20 protein-coding genes are annotated in these 18426 nt (G+C 73.4%); 9 read left to right on the forward strand and 11 right to left on the reverse strand.

Annotation, left to right across the window (positions count from 1 at the left end; genetic code table 11):
* From ACIRSU_RS35790 to ACIRSU_RS35800, 3 genes are all read left to right on the forward strand, one after another.
* On the forward strand, nucleotides 1-96 hold a 96-nt coding region (locus tag ACIRSU_RS35790; protein WP_157849844.1), incomplete at its 5' end, for an acyl-CoA dehydrogenase family protein.
* 28 nt (nucleotides 97-124) lie between these two features.
* Nucleotides 125-910 (forward strand): electron transfer flavoprotein subunit beta/FixA family protein, encoded by a 786-nt coding sequence (locus ACIRSU_RS35795; RefSeq protein ID WP_403801616.1) that lies wholly within the window; start codon nucleotides 125-127, stop codon nucleotides 908-910.
* 33 nt (nucleotides 911-943) lie between these two features.
* Nucleotides 944-1900 (forward strand): electron transfer flavoprotein subunit alpha/FixB family protein, encoded by a 957-nt coding sequence (locus ACIRSU_RS35800; protein ID WP_403801618.1) that lies wholly within the window; start codon nucleotides 944-946, stop codon nucleotides 1898-1900.
* Nucleotides 1901-1980: 80 nt separating this feature from the next.
* On the opposite strand, the gene ACIRSU_RS35805 is transcribed toward ACIRSU_RS35800, so the two are convergent.
* The 4 genes from ACIRSU_RS35805 to ACIRSU_RS35820 all read right to left on the reverse strand — a co-directional run bounded on the left by ACIRSU_RS35805 (nucleotide 1981) and on the right by ACIRSU_RS35820 (nucleotide 4674).
* The gene (locus ACIRSU_RS35805) at nucleotides 1981-2376 is read right to left on the reverse strand and encodes a Zn-ribbon domain-containing OB-fold protein (protein WP_403801621.1); all 396 of its coding nucleotides are present in this window, start codon (nucleotides 2374-2376) and stop codon (nucleotides 1981-1983) included.
* 172 nt (nucleotides 2377-2548) lie between these two features.
* Nucleotides 2549-3253 carry a TetR family transcriptional regulator gene (locus ACIRSU_RS35810; RefSeq protein WP_403801623.1) on the reverse strand — a complete coding sequence of 235 codons (705 nt, stop codon included), beginning with the start codon at nucleotides 3251-3253 and terminating at the stop codon, nucleotides 2549-2551.
* 58 nt (nucleotides 3254-3311) lie between these two features.
* Nucleotides 3312-4073, reverse strand: coding sequence for an SDR family NAD(P)-dependent oxidoreductase (locus ACIRSU_RS35815; protein ID WP_403801626.1), 762 nt, complete (start codon nucleotides 4071-4073; stop codon nucleotides 3312-3314).
* 184 nt (nucleotides 4074-4257) lie between these two features.
* Nucleotides 4258-4674 carry a hypothetical protein gene (locus ACIRSU_RS35820; protein WP_403801629.1) on the reverse strand — a complete coding sequence of 139 codons (417 nt, stop codon included), beginning with the start codon at nucleotides 4672-4674 and terminating at the stop codon, nucleotides 4258-4260.
* Between the two features lie 152 nt (nucleotides 4675-4826).
* On the opposite strand from ACIRSU_RS35820, the gene ACIRSU_RS35825 reads away from it, so the two are divergent.
* The gene (locus ACIRSU_RS35825) at nucleotides 4827-5264 is read left to right on the forward strand and encodes a glutaredoxin domain-containing protein (protein WP_403801632.1); all 438 of its coding nucleotides are present in this window, start codon (nucleotides 4827-4829) and stop codon (nucleotides 5262-5264) included.
* Here the strand turns inward: ACIRSU_RS35825 and ACIRSU_RS35830 are convergent.
* Complete coding sequence (locus tag ACIRSU_RS35830) at nucleotides 5233-6387, reverse strand: acyl-CoA dehydrogenase family protein (RefSeq protein WP_403801635.1); 1155 nt, start codon at nucleotides 6385-6387, stop codon at nucleotides 5233-5235. The genes ACIRSU_RS35825 and ACIRSU_RS35830 overlap by 32 nt on opposite strands.
* A gap of 178 nt (nucleotides 6388-6565) precedes the next feature.
* On the opposite strand from ACIRSU_RS35830, the gene ACIRSU_RS35835 reads away from it, so the two are divergent.
* A complete protein-coding gene (locus ACIRSU_RS35835) occupies nucleotides 6566-7171 on the forward strand; it encodes a TetR/AcrR family transcriptional regulator (protein WP_403801638.1) in 606 nt (201 codons plus the stop codon).
* Between the two features lie 12 nt (nucleotides 7172-7183).
* On the opposite strand, the gene ACIRSU_RS35840 is transcribed toward ACIRSU_RS35835, so the two are convergent.
* The 3 genes from ACIRSU_RS35840 to ACIRSU_RS35850 all read right to left on the reverse strand — a co-directional run bounded on the left by ACIRSU_RS35840 (nucleotide 7184) and on the right by ACIRSU_RS35850 (nucleotide 10183).
* The gene (locus ACIRSU_RS35840) at nucleotides 7184-8335 is read right to left on the reverse strand and encodes an XdhC family protein (RefSeq protein ID WP_403801641.1); all 1152 of its coding nucleotides are present in this window, start codon (nucleotides 8333-8335) and stop codon (nucleotides 7184-7186) included.
* Between the two features lie 79 nt (nucleotides 8336-8414).
* Nucleotides 8415-9881, reverse strand: coding sequence for an NCS2 family permease (locus ACIRSU_RS35845; RefSeq protein WP_403801644.1), 1467 nt, complete (start codon nucleotides 9879-9881; stop codon nucleotides 8415-8417).
* Between the two features lie 176 nt (nucleotides 9882-10057).
* Complete coding sequence (locus ACIRSU_RS35850) at nucleotides 10058-10183, reverse strand: hypothetical protein (protein WP_403801647.1); 126 nt, start codon at nucleotides 10181-10183, stop codon at nucleotides 10058-10060.
* A 272-nt stretch (nucleotides 10184-10455) separates the two neighbouring features.
* On the opposite strand from ACIRSU_RS35850, the gene ACIRSU_RS35855 reads away from it, so the two are divergent.
* Both ACIRSU_RS35855 and ACIRSU_RS35860 read left to right on the forward strand, forming a co-directional pair.
* Nucleotides 10456-12150, forward strand: a complete 1695-nt coding sequence (locus ACIRSU_RS35855) for a PucR family transcriptional regulator (protein ID WP_403801649.1) — start codon at nucleotides 10456-10458, stop codon at nucleotides 12148-12150.
* Between the two features lie 198 nt (nucleotides 12151-12348).
* Complete coding sequence (locus tag ACIRSU_RS35860) at nucleotides 12349-13116, forward strand: hypothetical protein (protein WP_403801652.1); 768 nt, start codon at nucleotides 12349-12351, stop codon at nucleotides 13114-13116.
* A gap of 97 nt (nucleotides 13117-13213) precedes the next feature.
* Here ACIRSU_RS35860 and ACIRSU_RS35865 read toward each other — a convergent pair whose 3' ends face one another.
* Nucleotides 13214-14857: a WD40 repeat domain-containing protein gene (locus ACIRSU_RS35865; protein WP_403801655.1), complete on the reverse strand. Its 1644-nt coding sequence runs from the start codon at nucleotides 14855-14857 to the stop codon at nucleotides 13214-13216.
* A 74-nt stretch (nucleotides 14858-14931) separates the two neighbouring features.
* Nucleotides 14932-15759 carry a GntR family transcriptional regulator gene (locus ACIRSU_RS35870; protein WP_403801658.1) on the reverse strand — a complete coding sequence of 276 codons (828 nt, stop codon included), beginning with the start codon at nucleotides 15757-15759 and terminating at the stop codon, nucleotides 14932-14934.
* A 148-nt stretch (nucleotides 15760-15907) separates the two neighbouring features.
* Here ACIRSU_RS35870 and ACIRSU_RS35875 point away from each other — a divergent pair, with 148 nt between their 5' ends.
* Together ACIRSU_RS35875 and ACIRSU_RS35880 are read left to right on the forward strand one after the other, a co-directional pair.
* Nucleotides 15908-16789: a (2Fe-2S)-binding protein gene (locus ACIRSU_RS35875; RefSeq protein WP_403801661.1), complete on the forward strand. Its 882-nt coding sequence runs from the start codon at nucleotides 15908-15910 to the stop codon at nucleotides 16787-16789.
* Nucleotides 16790-16995: 206 nt separating this feature from the next.
* Nucleotides 16996-18069: a DUF2637 domain-containing protein gene (locus tag ACIRSU_RS35880; RefSeq protein WP_403801663.1), complete on the forward strand. Its 1074-nt coding sequence runs from the start codon at nucleotides 16996-16998 to the stop codon at nucleotides 18067-18069.
* 43 nt (nucleotides 18070-18112) lie between these two features.
* On the opposite strand, the gene ACIRSU_RS35885 is transcribed toward ACIRSU_RS35880, so the two are convergent.
* Nucleotides 18113-18421, reverse strand: coding sequence for an ATP-binding protein (locus ACIRSU_RS35885; protein WP_403801666.1), 309 nt, complete (start codon nucleotides 18419-18421; stop codon nucleotides 18113-18115).
* Nucleotides 18422-18426 lie beyond the last annotated feature (5 nt).

Consider the following 18426-nt stretch of genomic DNA (forward strand, 5'->3'; position numbering starts at 1 on the left):
CCCGTCGAGCGCATGATGCGCGACGCCAAGATCACCCAGATCTACGAAGGCACCAACCAGGTCCAGCGCATCGTCATGGCCCGCAACCTCCCGTAACCCCCTCTTCGTCGAAAGGAGACAGGCCGTGACCCTGAAGATCGCTGTCTGTGTGAAGTACGTTCCCGACGCGTCCGGCGACCGCGGTTTCGCCGACGACCTGACCACCGACCGCGAGGCCGTGGACGGCCTCCTCTCGGAGCTCGACGAGTACGCGGTCGAGCAGGCCCTCCGGATCTCCGAGGAGGCGGACGACGCCGAGGTCACCGTCATCACGGTCGGCCCGGACGACGCCACCGACGCGCTGCGCAAGGCGCTGTCGATGGGCGCCGACAAGGCCGTGCACGTCAACGACGAGGACATCCACGGCACCGACGTCATGGGCACCTCGGCGATCCTCGCCAAGGCCCTGGAGAAGACCGGTTTCGACCTGGTCGTCTGCGGCATGGCCTCGACGGACGGCACCATGGGCGTGCTGCCGGCGCTGCTCGCCGAGCGGCTGAACGTGCCGCAGGTGACGCTGCTCTCCGAGGTCTCGGTCGAGGACGGCACGGTGAAGGGCCGCCGCGACGGCGACGCCGCCAGCGAGCAGCTGGAGGCCCCGCTGCCGGCCGTCGTGTCGGTCACCGACCAGTCCGGCGAGGCCCGTTACCCCTCCTTCAAGGGGATCATGGCCGCCAAGAAGAAGCCGGTCGAGGAGCTGGACCTGGACGACCTCGGCATCGACGCCGACACGGTCGGCCTCGGCGGTTCCTGGACCCTGGTCGACTCGGCCACGGCCCGCCCGGCCCGCACCAAGGGCACGATCGTCACGGACGAGGGCGACGGCGGCAAGCAGCTCGCCGCCTTCCTGTCCGAGCAGAAGTTCATCTGACCCACCGTCATCATCCCTCAGGAGCAAGGAATCATGGCTGAGATCCTGGTTCTCGTGGACCACGCCGACGGTGCGGTCCGCAAGCCGGCCCTCGAACTGCTCACGCTGGCCCGCCGGATCGGCGAGCCCTCGGCGGTCGTCCTCGGCGCCGGCGAGGCCGCGGCCTCGATCGCCGCGACGGCCGGCGAGTACGGCGCGGCCACCGTGTACGTCGCGGACGGCGCCGAGTTCACCGAGCAGCTCGTCGTGCCCAAGGTCGACGCGCTCACCCAGATCGCCAGGGACAAGGGCGTCGCCGCCGTCCTGGTGACCTCGTCCGGCGAGGGCAAGGAGGTCGCGGCGCGCGTGGCGCTGCGCCTGGAGTCCGGTCTGATCACGGACGCGGTGGAGCTGGAGGCCGGCGAGAACGGCCCGGTCGCCACCCAGTCGGTGTTCGCCGCCTCGTACCAGGTGAAGTCGACCGTCTCGCACGGCGTGCCGGTCATCACCGTCAAGCCGAACTCGGCCGCCCCGGAGGCCGCGCCGGCCGCCGGCGCCGTCGAGAACGTCTCGGTCGCCTTCACCGGCAACGCCGCCAAGGTCGTCTCGCGCACCGCGCGCGTCGCCACCGGCCGTCCGGAGCTGACCGAGTCGGCGATCGTGGTCTCGGGCGGCCGCGGCGTCGGCGCGGCCGAGGGCTTCGCGGTCGTCGAGAAGCTGGCCGACTCGCTCGGCGCGGCCGTCGGCGCCTCCCGCGCCGCGGTGGACGCGGGCTGGTACCCGCACTCCAACCAGGTGGGCCAGACCGGCAAGCAGGTCTCCCCGCAGCTGTACATCGCGGCGGGCATCTCCGGCGCGATCCAGCACCGGGCCGGCATGCAGACGTCGAAGACGATCGTCGCGGTCAACAAGGACGCGGAGGCCCCGATCTTCGACCTCGTCGACTACGGCGTCGTCGGCGACCTGTTCGAGGTGCTGCCGCAGCTGACGGACGAGATCGGCGCCCGCTGATCGGAAGCAGCGAAAGGGGCGGGTGGCACTCTGTGCCACCCGCCCCTTTCCGCTTGTCCGTGTCGCCGTGCGGGTCGCGCTCAGAACCAGCCGTCGAGCGCGACCTCCTCGCTCAGCCGCACGACCGGCCGGCGGCCCGCACTGCCGTCGTGGAGGAGCTTGACCCGGACGCCCGGGCGCACCGCGTGCGGCGGCCCGTCGACCCGGCAGCGCACCACGAAGCCCTCGGTCATGTGGACCGGCCAGAGGTCGGCCTCGGCGGCGGTGAAGGCGCGGCGTACCGATATCACGCCCTCGCCCGCGCTGAGTTCGGGCGCCAGGTCGGTGGACCCGCAGGTCGGACAGAGCAGGCGCTGGAAGGTGGTGGTCTGGCACCAGCGGCAGCGCTGGAAGTAGAGCTCGGGCTCGGCGGCCGACTCGGCGTCGAGGACGGCGCCGGCCTGGCTCCGCAGGCCCGTGGATCCGGTGTGGAACACGATGGTTCTCCTTGCACTCGGCGGCTCAACCGTGCATGGAGCAAACATATGGCACTGAGTGCCAGCAGATAAAGACCTGAGTTCCCTCAATTGACGATACTGAGACCCCTCTGTGTCCTGAGTCAGCCCCACCGCAGCCCCGCCGGCGCCCGGCCGGTCCCCCCGCACCCCCTCAGCCCTCGCCGAGGCTCGCCTCCACCTCGCGCACCACGCGCCACATCGGCGTGGACCGCTTGGCGATCACCACGACCACGTCGTCCGGCTCCTGCTCCGCCGCCGTCCCGCCCGGCGCCGCCGCCGGGTCCCAGGTCGTGCGGACGAACTCCAGGGCCCGGTCGACCTCGGCCAGCGGGTCGCCCTCGCCGCCGGAGCGCAGCCAGTGGCGCAGCGCGTGGTTGTGGGCGGCGACGACGGCCGCGGCGACGACGTTGGCCCGCAGGGTGCCGTCGCGCCGGTCGGCGAAGCGGGTGCGCAGATAGTCGCCGAGGACCTTCTCGTACCGCCACACGACGGAGAGCTCGTACGTCCGCAGGCCCGCGACCTCGCGGGTGAGGCGGTAGCGCTGGACGGAGAACGTGGGGTTCTCGGCGTACATCCGCATGACGAGCCGGGTGGCCTCGCAGACCCGCTCCAGCGGGTCGTCGCCGTCCTCGCTCGCGGCGAGGAACTCGGTCATGTCGGCGAGGCTCTGCTCGTGGTCCGGGAAGACCACGTCCTCCTTGGACGGGAAGTACCGGAAGAAGGACCTGCGGCCGACCCCGGCGGTCCTGACGATGTCGTCGACCGTCGTCTGCTCGTAGCCGCGCTCCAGGAAGAGCTGGAAGGCCGCCGCGACGAGGGAGTCACGCATCGAGGGCTTGACGGGGTTGGTGCTCATACCTCCGAACCTAGCACTCGGACCCCTCACGCGACGGCACTAGGTGCCACCGGCGAGGTCAGCGGGCGGCCATGCGCAGGGCGCCGTCCATGCGGATCGTCTCACCGTTGAGATAGTCGTGCTCGGCGATCATCGTGACCAGCCGGGCGTACTCCTCGGGGCGGGCGAGCCGCTGCGGGAAGGTGACGCTCGCGGCGAGCCCGGCGCGGATCTCGTCGCTGAAGCCAGCCATCATCGGGGTGTCGACGATGCCGGGGGCGACGGTGACGACCCGGATGCCGAACTGGGCGAGGTCGCGGGCGGCGGTGATGGTCATCCCGGCGACACCGGCCTTGGAGGCGGCGTACGCGATCTGGCCGACCTGGCCCTCGAAGGCGGCGATGGAGGCGGTGTTGACGACGAGTCCGCGCTGCCCGTTCTCGTCGGCCTCGCGCCGGGCGATGGCCTCGGCGGCGAGCCGCATGACGTTGAAGGTGCCGACCAGGTTGACGTCCAGGACCGTCCGGAACAGCTCCAGGTCGTGCGGGCCCTTGCGGCCCAGCACCCGGGCCGAGGGCGCGATGCCGGCGCAGTTCACGGCGAGCCGCAGCTCCGCCCCGTCCTCCTCGATCCGCGCGAGCGCGGCCCGCACCTGCTCCTCGTCGGTGACGTCGGCCGCGATCAGCGTGACGCCGTCCGCCGGCGCCTCGGCGCCCGCGACCGCCTTGTCGAGGTCGAGACCGTAGACGGTGGCGCCCTTGGCGGCGAGCGCGGCGGCGGTGGCGGCCCCGAGCCCCGAAGCGGCACCGGTGACGAGCGCGGCGGAACCTGCGATGTCCATGGATCTCCTCGTACGAAAGCGGCGCCGGGTGTCGGGCCGCCGGGTGTGGTGGATGGCCGGCCGCGGCGCCTCGTGAGCGCCCTGGACCGGACCGTGCGCCGGACCGGGGGCCGGGCACGGTCGACGCCGCTCACCCTACCGAGCGGCGTCGATGACGAGGAGGTCTGTGCGGCCGGTCTGGGCCTCACGACCACTCGTACAGCTTGGCGTCCGCCTTGCCGTCCGCGTCCACCTCGAACTCGAAGACACCCGCGAGGGAGTTGAGCTTGGTGAAGCGCTCCGCGACGGTCTCGAAGAAGATCGCGCCGCGCCAGCTGACATGGCCGTCCTGGTTGACGCGGCCGACTCCGGAGCCGTGCCAGGTGAAGGTCTCGCCCTGCTGGGTCATGGCCACGCCCTGGCCCTCGCCCCAGAGCGTGCCGTCCGGGCGCAGCACCGACTCGTACGTGCCGATGTCCTTCACCGGAACGCCGAGCATCGTCCCCGTGGACTGGAACGACGCCTCCATCACCGGGTGGCCGCCGTCCGTGGACAGCACCCGCATGCCTGTGGTCTCGCCCCGCTCCTCACCGATGAGCTCACCGATGAGCTCACCGAGCATGATGGGACTCCTCTCCGAGAATGCCGGGAATTCCGTGAATGCCGACGGATCGGGCCCCTCTTCCGCTGTACGCCGGTTCCGGCACCCCGGCAACCGGAGGGCCGCCGGGAAAGCGGCGACGCCCGGACACACGTACGGATAGCCTGCGGAGCATGATGCGCGTCTGGCTCCTGCCGCTCCTGCTCGTGGGCACCGGTGCCCTGGTGGCGGCCTCGATGGCGCTGCGTGGCTCGGTCGGCTCGGCCGCCCTCTTCCTGCTGGGGTTCGTGGTGCTGGCGGGCCTGAACTCGCCGCTGGTGTTCCCGCGCCCGACCGGCGCCGCCGCGGACGGCCGCCCGGTCGTCTACTGGCGGCCGGGCTGCAAGTACTGCCTGCGGCTGCGTCTCCGCCTCGGCCGGGACGCCCGCCGGGCGCACTGGGTGAACATCTGGCGCGACCCGGAGGGCGCTGCGATGGTACGGGCGGCCAACGACGGCAACGAGACGGTGCCGACCGTCGTCGTGGCGGGCCGCCCGTACACCAACCCCGATCCGGCGTGGGTGCGGGAGCGGTTGCTCGCTACTTCGCGGCCGCCGACAGCTGCCGGCTGATGACGAGACGCTGGATCTGGTTGGTGCCCTCGAAGATCTGCATGATCTTCGCCTCGCGCATGTAGCGCTCGGCCGGGAAGTCCCGCGTGTAGCCGTAGCCGCCGAGGACCTGGACGGCGTCCGTGGTGACCTTCATCGCGGTGTCGGTGGCGATGAGCTTGGCGGCGCTGGCCTGGCGGCTGAAGGGCCGGCCGAGGTCGCGGCGGCGGGCGGCGTCGAGGTAGGTGGCGCGGGCGGAGTCGACGGCGGCGGCCATGTCGGCGAGCAGGAAGCCGAGGCCCTGGTGGTCGATGATCTTCCGGCCGAAGGTGGTGCGCTCGTTGGCGTAGGCGACGGCGGCGTTCAGCGCGGCCTGGGCGAGGCCGGTGGCGCAGGCGGCGATGCCGAGGCGGCCGCCGTCGAGGGCGCTGAAGGCGATCTGCAGGCCCTGGCCCTCGGCGCCGATGCGCCGGTCGGCGTCGACGAGGGCGCCGTCCCAGTACGCGGCGGTGGTGGGCACGGCCTGGAGGCCCATCTTGCGCTCGGGCGCGCCGAAGGAGAGCCCCTCGGTGGCGCCGGGCGCGAGGAAGCAGGAGATGCCGTGGCTGCCGGGGGCGGTGCGGGCGAAGAGGGAGTAGAAGCCGGCCTTGCCGCCGTGGGTGATCCACGCCTTGGTGCCGGTGATCCGGTACGCGGCGCCGTCCTCGGTGGGCTCCGCCTTGCAGGTGAGCGCGGCGGCGTCGGAGCCGGCCTGCGGCTCGGAGAGGCTGTAGCCGCCGATGAGGCTGCCGTCGAGCATCTGCGGCAGCCAGCGCTCCTTCTGCTCGGCGGTGCCGAAGGCGTGGAGCGGGTGGCAGGCGAGGGTGTGGACGCTGGTGGCGACGGCGATGGCGGCCCAGCGGGCGGCGAGCTCCTCCAGGACCTGGAGGTAGACCTCGTAGGGCTGGCCTCCGCCGCCGAACTCCTCCGGGTACGCGAGGCCGAGCAGTCCCGCCTCGCCGAGGGTCGTGAAGAGGCCCTCGGGGTACGCCTCCGCGGCCTCGTGCTCGTCGGCGCGGGGGGCGAGCTCCTTGTCGGCGATCTCCCGCGTGAGAGCGATGAGGTCCGCCGCCTCGGGGGTGGGAAGCAGACGGTCGACATCCATGGCGACTCCATCACGACGCAAAGGGTGGCTGCGAGAACGAACGAAACGGATCACTGAGGCGGATCCGGGCTGCGGATCCGTGAAACGGTACTGCGAGGGGTACGGCAGTACCGGTTAGCGTAGCGCAGAAGGGTGGTTCCGTAACCCCCCGATCGGGTCGACCCGGCATACTGTTCGGGTGATCGAGACCTCCGCCGCACACGCCCCCCGGCTCACGGGCCGGGGCGCCGCCCGGCGCTCCGAGCTCTTCGACGACCTGGTGGCGCTCCTGGTCGGGGAGGGCTTCGCCCAGCTGACCCTCGACGACCTCGCCGCCCGGCTCCGCTGCTCCAAGCGCACGCTCTACGGCCTCGCCGGCAGCAAGGAGCAGCTCGTCCGGGCCGCCGTGGTGCAGTTCTTCCGGCGCGCCACCGTGCGCGTCGAGGCGGTACTGGCCGCGGCGACCGGACCGGCCGAGCGCCTGGCCGCCTATCTGCGCGCCGTCGCCGCCGAACTGGCGCCCGTCTCCCCGCAGTTCTTCGACGACGTGGCCGCCTTCGAGCCGGCCGCCGAGGTGTACGAGCGCAACACGCGCGCGGCCGCCGGGCGGGTCCAGGAGCTGATCGAGGAGGGCGTGACGGCGGGCGTCTTCCGCGACGTGCACGTGGCCTTCGCCGCCGACGTCATCTCGTCCGTGATGGTCCGCATCCAGCAGCGGCAGGTGGCCGCGGCGACCGGACTCGCGGACGCGGCGGCGTACGAGCAGCTCGCCCAGCTGCTCCTGAACGGGCTGCGCAAGGGCTGAGCCGCGGCGCGACTACGCCACGGAGCCGATCCGGCGGCCGTCCGGCTCGTGCGGGCCGTCGTGGTGGATCGGGGTGTGCGCTCCGGTGAGGGAGACGCCGCTGCCGCCGCGGCGCGCGGCGACGATCTCGGCGCCGATGGAAAGGGCGGTCTCCTCGGGCGTACGGGCGCCGAGGTCGAGGCCGATCGGGGAGCGCAGCCGGGCCAGTTCGAGCTCGGTGACGCCGACCTCGCGCAGCCGCCGGTTGCGGTCCTCGTGGGTGCGTCGGGAGCCCATGGCTCCGATGTAGGCGACGGGAAGGCCGAGGGCGGCGCGGAGCAGGGGGACGTCGAACCGGGGGTCGTGGGTGAGCACGCACAGCACGGTCCGGCCGTCGATCGCGCCTGCCGCGGCGGCCGACTCCAGATAGCGGTGGGGCCAGTCGACGACGATCTCGTCGGCGTCGGGGAAGCGGGCCCGCGTCGTGAAGACGGGCCGGGCGTCGCAGACGGTCACGTGGTAGCCGAGGAACCTGCCGACCCTGGCCAGCGCGCCCGCGAAGTCGACGGCGCCGAAGACGATCATGCGGGGGGCGGGGACGGAGGACTCGACGAGGAGGGTGACGGGCCGGCCGCAGCGGCTGCCGTCCTCGCCGATCTCCACGGTCCCGGTGCGGCCCGCGTCCAGCATGGCGAGGCCCTCGCCGGCCGCGGTGCGGTCGAGGTCGGGGTGGTCGCCGAGTCCGCCCTCGTACGACCCGTCGGGGCGGACGAGCAGCGCCCGGCCCATCAGTTCGGCCGGGCCTTCGACGACCCGGACCAGGGCCGCCGCCTCCCCAAAGGCTGCGGCCCTGAGCGCGGCGGGGAAGACCCCGCCGCGCACGGGTGTGACGAGGATGTCGATGACCCCGCCGCAGGTCAGACCGACCACGAAGGCGTCCTCGTCGCTGTAGCCGAAGCGCTCGACGACCGTACGGCCTTCTTCGAGCGCCTCCCGGCACAGCTCGTACACGGCGCCCTCCACACATCCGCCGGAGACCGAGCCGACGACCGTGCCTTCGCTGTCGACGGCGAGCCCGGCGCCCGGTTGCCTGGGTGCGCTGCCGCTGACGCCCACGACGGTGGCGACGGCGAACTCGCGGCCCTGCTCGACCCACCGGTGCAGCTCTTCGGCGATGTCCAGCACGGCGAACTCCTCCAGGACCTACGGGTGTGGAGGGCGACGTTACCCGGGACCGGGCCCGGGTTCCGCCGGATCAGCGGGATCAGCCGACGCCGAGCCAGCTCTCGATGGGATGGATGGCGAAGTAGACGATGAAGATCCCGGTCAGCGCCCACATGAAGCCGCCGACCTGCCGGGCCTTGCCCTGCGCGGTCTTGATCACCACGTAGGAGATGACGCCGGCCGCGACACCGGTGGTGATGGTGTACGTGAAGGGCATGAGGACCACGGTGAGGAACACCGGGATCGCGACGGAGCGGTCGCTCCAGTCCACGTGCTTGGCGTTCTGCATCATCATCGAGCCGATGACGACCAGGGCGGCGGCGGCGACCTCCTGCGGCACGATCGCGGTCAGCGGCGTGAAGAAGAGACACAGGGCGAAGAACGCGCCGGTGACCACGGAGGCCAGACCGGTGCGGGCGCCCTCGCCGACGCCGGTGGCGGACTCGACGAAGACGGTCTGGCCGGAGGCGCCGCCGACGCCGCCGAGGACACCGCCCGCGCCGTCGATGAACAGCGCCTTGGACAGGCCGGGCATCCGGCCCTGCGCGTCGGCGAGCTTGGCCTCGGTGCCGACGCCCAGGATGGTCGCCATGGCGTCGAAGAAGCCGGCGAGGACCAGGGTGAAGACGATCATGCTGATGGTGATGTAGCCGACGTCGCCCCAGCCGCTGAAGGACACGTTGCCGATCAACGAGAAGTCGGGGGCGGAGACCGCGCTGCCGTGCAGCTCCGGCGGACCGGAGAACCAGGCCTTGGCCGGGATGTCGGCGACCGCGTTGAGGATCGCCGCGACGACGGTGCCGCTGACGATGCCGATGAGGATCGCGCCGGGGATGTTGCGCGACTGCAGCGCGAAGATCAGCAGCAGGGTGAAGGCGAAGATCAGGACGGGCCAGCCCTGGAGCTCACCGGCCGGGCCGAGGGTGACCGGGCCGCCGCCGGGAGCGGGGTTCTCGTGCACGAAGCCGGCCTTGACGAAGCCGATGATCGCGATGAAGAGACCGATGCCGATGGTGATGGCGTGCTTGAGCGCGAGGGGAATCGCGTTCATGATCATCTCACGCAGGCCGGTGACGACCAGGAGGCAGATCACCGCGCCGTACGCCACGGACATGCCCATGGCCTGCGGCCAGGTCATGACCGGGACGACCTGCGAGGCCATCACACCGGAGACGCTGAGGCCGGCCGCGAGGGCCAGCGGGACCTTGCCCCAGAAGCCCATGAGGAGCGTGGTCACGGCCGCGCACAGGGCGGTGGCGGTGATCAGCGCGGCCTGGCCGAGCTGGTTTCCGGCGACATCCTTGCCGGAGAGGATCAGGGGGTTGAGCAGGAGAATGTACGCCATCGCCATGAAGGTGGTGACGCCGCCGCGGATCTCCGTCGCGACGGTGGATCCTCTCTCCGAGATGTGAAAGTACCGGTCGAGCCAGGACCTGCCGGCGGGGTTGCGCGAGCCGTTGCCCGCGTCCTCCGCCGTGGTCTCCGGCTCCACTGACGACTGGGTCATGGGGCCTACTCCCAAGGTTCAAAGGGGCACCCGCATCGAATCCGTGAGCGCGGGTGCGCGTGGACTGCGGGATTTGGGATTTCCAGTTGGCTGCACGACCCGGGGGACGGCCCGAGACGAACGGGGTGAATCGGTACTGCTGGTACTGCGGTTCCTGCTGGTACTGCGGTTGCCGACTACTGGTGCTGCGGTAACCGCCGCTGACCCGGGCCGATCAGGTGCTCGGCGAAGTCGATCTCGACCATGACGTCGGTACGGCCGGCGAGGGGCAGGGCCCGGGAGGCGGGGCGACGGGACTTCATGACGACCCTCCTCCCTTCGACGATCTCTTCACGTGCTGTTCACGCGGGCTGTGTGGCCTAGTACACAAGCCACGAACGCCACGGTGCAGTGACAGAAACCATGAAGCGGTTGGCCGGTCGCCCCCACCGTCTTGTAGATTCGAACGAAAGGCTGGGAACACGAGCCCCGCCGTTTCCCGCTGAAAACGGTGGCCACAGGTCACCGATCACAATGCGACATCCTTCACCATCGAACACCCATCACCACTGACGAGAAGAACGGCGGCGAGATCATGCGGCTGCGCGCACTGCTGGAGAACGACGCGCTGGGCCTGCGGCTGCTCGGCGGCGAGGAGGAGCTGGACCGCTCCGTCCGGGGCGTCATGACCACGGACCTCAAGGATCCCAGCCGTTACCTGTCCGGCGGCGAGCTGGTCCTCACGGGCCTCGCCTGGATGCGGGAGCCGGCCGACGCGGAGCCCTTCGTGCGGACCCTGGCCGCGGCCGGGGTGGCCGCGCTCGCCGCGGGCGAGGCCGAACTCGGTGACATCCCGGAAGACCTCGTACAGGCGTGTTCTCGCCATCGGCTTCCGCTGTTCGCAGTTCACGAGTCGGTTGCGTTCGCGACGATCACCGAGCATGTTGTTCGACAGGTGTCCGGCGAACGGGCGGGCGACCTGGCCGCTGTCGTAGACCGCCACAGGCGTCTGATGACCTCCGGTCCGGCGGGCGGCGGACCCGAGGTCGTCCTGGACCTCCTGGGCTCCGACCTCGACCTCCGGGCCTGGGTGCTCTCCCCCACCGGCCGCCAGATCGCGGGTGCCGGCGAGCCCCTCGACCCGGTCCTCGCCGCCACCCTGGCGGGCGAGCACCTGGCCGCCACCCGCACCGGCCGGCGCGGCCCGCACCGGCTCAGCGCCGGCGGCACGCCGTACTCGCTCTTCCCGATCCGCAACACCGGCCGCGGGGCGGCGCCCGCCTCCCGCGACGTGCGCGAGACCGTGCTCTCCGACTGGCTGCTCGCCGTCGAGGCCGACGCGAGCGACTGGCCGGCCGCCCGGCTCGACCTGTTGCAGGGCGTCACCCAGCTGATCGCCGTGGAACGCGACCGGCGCGACGCGGCCCGTACGGTACGGCGCCGGCTCGCCCAGGAGGTCCTGGAGCTGGTGCAGACGGGCGCCGCGCCCGCCGAGATCGCCGCCCGCCTGCGGGTGGCCGCGCCGGTGCTGCTGCCGGGCCTCGGCACCGCGCCGCACTGGCAGGTCGTCGTCGCCCGCGTCGAGTGGGAGCAGGAGGCCGGGCAGAGCCCGGTCGACAGCGGGCCCATCGCCCAGGCGCTGCTGGAGGAGATCCTGGTCGACCCGGCCACCACGGGCCCCGACTCCGCCGACCGGATCGCCGTCGCGCACAGCGGCGACGAGGCCATCGCGCTCGTCCCGCTGGCCGCGGCGCCGCTGCCGGACAGCGAGGACGACCTGCCGGCCGTGTCCCTCGGGCTGCACGCCGACGCGCTGCTCACCGCCGTCCGCGCCCCGCTGTCCGCCGGGCTCGGCGACGACGGCAGGCTCACCCTGGGCGTCAGCGCCGCCGTGCACTCCGCGGAGGGGCTGCGCGGCGCCCTGGAGGAGGCCCGGCACGCCCGTCGCGTCGCCGCCGCCCGTCCGGGCCGCGTCTGCGCGGCCGGCCACCACGAGCTGGCCTCGCACGTGCTGCTGCTGCCCTTCGTCCCGGACGACGTGCGGCGCGCCTTCACGGCCCGGCTCCTGGACCCGCTGCGCGACTACGACCGGCGGCACCGCGCGGAGCTCATCCCGACCCTGGAGGCGTTCCTGGACTGCGACGGCTCCTGGACCCGTTGCGCGACCCGGCTCCACCTGCACGTGAACACGCTCCGCTACCGGGTGGGCCGGATCGAACAGCTCACCGGCCGTGACCTGTCCCGGCTGGAGGACAAGCTGGACTTCTTCCTGGCCCTGCGCATGAGCTGATCGGGTGAACGCACCCGGCACCCGAAGGGCTTCATCTCATCGGGTGACCACGTGAGCTGACGGGGCGGCAGGCGACTGCCGCCCCTGGCCGTTCCCGGCCGCGTTCCGCCACCCACTCCCTTTGTGAAAAGTTTCACCCGACCCCTTGGCCCACGCCTTCGGTTCGTGCTGAGATTCCGTCCTACTCAGCTCGATGGCGTGCTCGGGGAGGGCAATGTGGCGTACGGCCGGGGAACCCCACTGGAGACCGCGGTCTGGAGGCTTCGCTCCCGCGGCTGCTGGACGGACGCCGCCGAACTCCTCACGCCCCGCGCGGCAGAACCGGCCGCGGCCCTGGAGCGGGCGGCCCTGCTGATCGAGCGCTGCCTCTACACCGAACAGGGCTGGGCCGAGGCCGAGGAGGCGCTGCGCGCCGCGGAGGCGGTCGCGCAGACCGACGAGGAACGCGGGGCGGCGGCCTGCGAACGCGGCTACCTCGCCTACGCCTCCACCCTGCTGGGCGTACAGGACCGGGCCGACGAGGCCCGCGCGGCGCTCGGCCGCGCGGCGGCCCTGATCGGCCCCGAGACCCCCCGCCGCGCCCTCCTCGACTTCCGCCGCGGCCTGATGGCCCAGAACCTCGGCGGCTCCCCACAGGCGGCCCGCGCCGCCTACCGCCGCGCCCACGAGGGCGCGACGGCCCACGAGGACGAGCTGCTGCTCTCCTTCACCTGGCGCCACCTCGCCGGACTCGCCCTGCGCGAGGGCGAGTTGGCCGAGGCCCGGCACGGCTTCGCCGAATCGCTGCGGATCCGCGAGGAGTTGGGCTACCTGGTCGGCACCGCGCCCGCCCTCGCCTCCCTCGCCGACACGGAACCCGAACCGGAAGCGGGCCGCCTCCGCGCCGAGGCGGGCCGCCTGTTCCGCCTGCTGGGAGGTGTACCGACGTGGCTGGCGGCGCAGTTAAAGCCGCACCCGGCGATCTAGGGGGTGTCTCGCCGATCATGCCGGGCTCGCCCCGGCGGGCGGATCAGGGTCGGACCCGGCCATGATCCGTCGGACAGGCCCCGGGTCCGAGACCGCGTCACCTGCCCCGCCGCTCCAGCCGGACGAGCACCTCGTCGAGGCCCAGCACCATCGCGCCGTCCTCCGTCACCGCGACCGCCCGCACCGGCGGGCCGGGGCGGAAGACGAGCCGGTCGGCCTGTTCAAGGCGGCGGAACTCCACCGTCCCGTCGGCCCAGGCGGCGGCGAGGACAGGCCCGTACGGCGTCTCCACGGCGTCCAGCGAGACGACGGGCGACGCGCGCTCGGCGAGCGGGGCCGGGTCGGGGTCGGTGCCGGGCGTCCACACCCGGACGGCCCCGTCGGCGCCGCCGCTGCACACGAAGGGCGTCGCGGACTCGACGGCGGCGACGGCGGTGACCCGCCCGCTGTGCAGGGCCGCCTGGTGCAGCCCGGTGAGCCCGAAGGCGTGCACGGAGCCGAGGCGGTCCCCCACCACCACGGAGCCCGCAATCGCGGCGAGCGCGGTACCGGGGTGCCGGCTGAGCGTGGCGGCCACGGCCTCGGTGAGCCGGTGCAGATAGGGCGCGCGCGGCTCCCGGCCCGGCACGGTGTGCAGCCGGCCGCGCTCGTCGAGGAGCAGCACCGTCCCGTCGGGCGCGGGCGCGAGCGCCCGGACCCGCCCGGTGACGGGGTGGTCGAGCCGCCCGAGCGCGCGGGCGTCGGCCGCGCCGACGAGCCGCACCGCGCCGCCGAGGTCGGCGACGAGCAGCGTGCCGCCCTGCGCGGCGAGCGCGGCGACCGGTCCGGGCCAGGGCGGGGCGATGTCACCGGCGACGCGGGTCCACCGCACGCGCCAGGGCGATGCGGCGGCGAGTTCGTCGAGGGCGGGCCGCAGCCGGGGGTCGGCGCCGTCGCCCAGGACGGCGAGCAGCCCGAGCGCCCGGTCACTCGGGGCGGGCGCCGCACACAGGGCCTGCCCGGCCCGCAGCCAGGCGGCCCGCAGCCCGCCGTGCTCGTCCCGGGGCTCCGGGTCCCGTATGTACCCGGTGGTCACGGCGACGGGATCGGCGCCACAGACGGCGACGGGATCGGAGAGGTCCACGGCGGACGCGGCGGACGAGCCGGACGCGGCGGAGGGGGCGGGCGCGGCAGACGAGGTGGGCGCGGCAGACGAGCCGGACCCGACAGACCGACCGGACGCGGCAGACGGGCCGGACGCGGTCGAAGGCCCGGCGCCCTCCTCGTCGTCCTCCCCCTCCACCTCCGCGATCCGCCCCGCCGCCGCCAGCGTCCCGTACTCCGGCGTCCCCGGCCGCACCTCCACGACCAGCCGCACGCGCCCGAGCCGCGCCAGGTCCGCCAGCAGCAGAGCAACGGCTTCCGGTTCGGCGGCGGAGTGGAGGGCGGGCAGGAGCAGCACGGTGCGGGCGGCGCGGCCGGTCTCGGTGGTGGCGAGGGCGCGGACGAGGTCGGCGGGCGACGTGGCGACGACGCCGAGCCGGTCGGCGACGGCCCAGGCGGTGCCGAGGGCGGTGCGTCCGGTGAGCGGGACGAGCGCGCGGGCGGTGCGGCGGCGGCCGGCGGCGCGCGGGCCGTGCCCGGCGAGCCAGTCGAGCAGCCCGGGGCCACCGGTGACGAGACAGAGGCGCGGGGCCTCGGGGTCGGTGAGCCAGCCGAGCAGGGCCGCGGCCCCTGGGCGCTCCGCGCGGACGGACGGCATGATCACCTCTCGGTCGGCGCGGTCATGACGAGCGGTACAGAACGAAGAGACCCTGTCGTTGTCGACCTTAGTCGTCAGTCCTGCGCTCCGGTGAAGTGCTCGCGTACGAGTGACGAAACGACCGGAAGATCCTGGGCGATCAGGGCCTCGAGCAGGGCGCTGTGCTCGGCGGCGTCGGCGACGAGTTCGCCGTGCCGGGTGACGGGGGCGCTGACGAGGGGCCACTGGGAGCGGCGGTGGAGGTCGTCGGCGATGAGGAGGAGTTGCTCGTTGCCGGCGAGGGAGAGGACGGCGCGGTGGAAGGCGCGGTCGGCCTCGGCGTAGTGGGCGCGGTCGCCGCGGGCGGCGGCGGTGGCGGTGGCCTCGGCGAGCGGGCGGAGTTCGGCCCAGCGCGCGGCGGGGACGGTGCGGGCGAGCCGGAGCATGACGGGGACCTCGATCAGGGCCCGTACCTCGGCGAGCTCGGCGAGTTCGCGGGGGGTGCGTTCGGTGACGCGGAAGCCGCGGTTGGGGACGACCTCGACGGCGCCTTCGGTGGCGAGCTGCTGCATGGCCTCGCGGACGGGGGTGGCGGAGACGCCGAAGCGTTCGGCGAGGACGGGGGCGGAGTAGACCTCGCCGGGGACGAGTTCGCCGCCGACGAGGGCGGTGCGCAGGGCCTGGAGGATCTGGCCGCGCACGGAGTGCCGGCGTACGGGGCGGGGGGCGAGCCCGGGGGCGGGCGGCTCGCTGTGGGTGTGCTCGCCGCGCGCGTAAGCGGGCACCCGCACGGGCGACTGGGCCTGGCCCGACGCCTGCTCCCGGCCGTGTCCCTGCCCGTGGCCCTGCCCCTGTTCCGGAACCCGTGGCGTTTCGGCGTACGCCTCACCGGCCCCGTACGTCTCGTACGCCGCCTGCTCCACCCGGGTCCTCCTGCGCCTTCGTGCCGGGCCCGGCTCGCGGTGCCGGGGTCCCCCGTGCACGATAGGCGGACGGCGTCGCAGTTCAAACACCGTACGCATCGGGTAAGGTAAGGCTAACCTGCTAACGATCGCGATTCGGTGGTCCCGTATGGCCGTGCCCGCTCTGCTGCCGTCTGCCCCCGCGTCCCCCGTTTCCGCCGCCCCCGCCTCGCCCGTCACGGCCTCGTACGCCCGGCTCGGCGAGGTCTTCACCGCCTTGCGGATCATCGAGCGGACGGCGGACGAGGAGATGCCGCAGGGCACGGGCTGGGTCGGCGCGGCGGAGCTGGCCGCGGCCGGGGACGGCCTCGACGCCTTCCTTGCCTGGGACGAGACGCAGGTGCGGCGGGACTACGGGCGTACGGCACGCCCGGACGTGGTCGCGAGCTTCGGGCTGCACCGTTACGCCTGGCCGGTCTGCCTCCTGGTCACCCTCCCCTGGTTCCTGCACCGCCGGGTGCCGCGGCTGCCCGTCCGGAACGTGGCCTTCCAGCGTGCGCTCGGGCGGCTCGCGGTCCGCGTGGAGGAGTTCGCGTGCCTGCCGGACGATCCGGCGGCGGCGCTGCCGGGCGCGCGGGTGGTGGCCGACGAGGAGGCGCTGCGGGCGGAGGTGCGGGGGGCGCTCGCCGAGCATTTCGAGGCGGTGCTCGCCGGCTTCGGGCCCCGGATGCGGCGCGGCCGCCGGGCCCTGTGGGGCATGGTGACGGACGAGATCGTCGAGGGGCTCTGGTACGTCGCGGCGCTGCTGGGCGAGGAGGACCGGGCGCTGGCCGAGCTGGAGCGGCTGATGCCGGGGACGGCCAGGCCGTACGTGGGGGCCGCGGGCTTCCGGGAGCTGCCGGGCTCGGCGGAGGCGTGCGGCGCGGCGCGGGCGACCCGGGACCGGGCGACCTGCTGCCTGTTCTACACGCTGCGCCCCGAGGACACCTGCCTCACCTGCCCGCGGACGGCCGACCCCGACCGGGTCCGCCGGCTCGCGGCGACAGCCTGACCCTCTCTTGCCCTTACGTCACCCGCAGGGGTGGCGACCGTCGAACACAACTAGCGCTTCCCGCCCGCCAGTTCGACCAGATCGCACCTATTCGTATGCCGTACGGCCCCGATGGCGTGCTCTTGCCCCGAAACCCCGTGGCCGCCCCGCCGGGTCGGCCAGTATGGGCGGCCGTACCGCCCTACTGCGAGGCAAGGGACATCGCAATGAGACTGACCGACATATCGCTCGACTGGCTGCTTCCGGGCGGCGTGATGGTGGCGGGAGTCCTGACGGCGGTGGCGGTGCTCGCGCGCGGCAAGCGCGCCGGTGACCAGGCCGCGGCCGACGACTCCTGGGAGCGCAGCGAGGAGCGCCGCAGGCGCAAGGAGGCCGTCTACGGCACCGCCTCCTACGTCCTGCTCTTCTGCTGCGCCGCGGTCGCGGCGGCGCTCTCCTTCCACGGGCTCGTCGGCTTCGGCCGGCAGAACCTCAACCTCTCCGGGGGCTGGGAGTACCTGGTCCCCTTCGGCCTCGACGGCGCCGCGATGTTCTGCTCGGTGCTCGCCGTCCGGGAGGCCAGCCACGGTGACGCGGCACTCGGCTCGCGCATGCTCGTCTGGATGTTCGCGGGGGCCGCGGCCTGGTTCAACTGGGTGCACGCGCCGCGGGGTGTCGCCCACGCGGGCGCCCCGCAGTTCTTCGCGGGGATGTCCCTGTCGGCGGCGGTGCTCTTCGACCGGGCGCTGAAGCAGACCAGGCGGGCGGCGCTGCGCGAGCAGGGGCTGATCCCGCGGCCGCTGCCGCAGATCCGGATGGTCCGCTGGCTGCGGGCGCCCCGGGAGACCTTCGGCGCCTGGTCGCTGATGCTCCTGGAAGGCGTACGGACGCTGGACGAGGCCGTGGACGAGGTGCGCGAGGACCGGCGGGAGAAGGAGCAGGACCGCATCCGCCGGCGGGAGCAGGCCAAGCTGGACCGGGCACGGCTGAAGGCGCTCAGCCGGCAGCACCGCGCGTTCGGGCGGGGTGGCCGGCAGGTCGACGTGGCGGCGCTCGGCGCCGCCACCGGTGCGGGCTCCGCGACGGGGCCGGTGCAGGCCGCCGTCGCGGAGCCCGCCATATCCGACCCCGGACAGCTGCCGCTTCGAAACCGGCCCTCCCTGCAAGCCGTGAAGAGCGATGAGCCCCTCGCGGCCGGGCCCCGGACGGTGGACCTCACCGCCGAGGACGACACCCAGACGCTGCCCCGGCTCGACTCCCTGGAGCGCAAGCTCGCAGAGATGGAGCAGCAGTTCGGCTGACCCACCGGACACCGTGCACGGCGGGGCCGCCCGAGGAACTTCCTCAGGCGGCCCCGCCGTTCAGTTCGAACCAGACCACCTTGCCCGCGCCGCTCCGGTCCACGCCCCAGGAGTCGGCGAGCGCCTGGACCAGGACCAGTCCGCGGCCGTGCGTGCCGTCGTCGGCGGGCGGCACGGACGGCTGCTTCAGGTCCGGCACGAAGTCCCGTACCTCGACCCGCAGCTGCTCGGGGTCGACGGTGGCGGTGACGATCGCCCCCTGCTCGGTGTGGACGAGCGCGTTGGTCACCAGCTCGCTGGTGAGCAGCTCGGCGACGTCGGTGGCGCCCGGCCCGCCCCAGCCTCCCAGCATCGCGC

It is taken from the genome of Streptomyces sp. NPDC101160, assembly GCF_044768205.1.
In the GTDB taxonomy this organism is placed as follows: Bacteria; Actinomycetota; Actinomycetes; order Streptomycetales; family Streptomycetaceae; genus Streptomyces.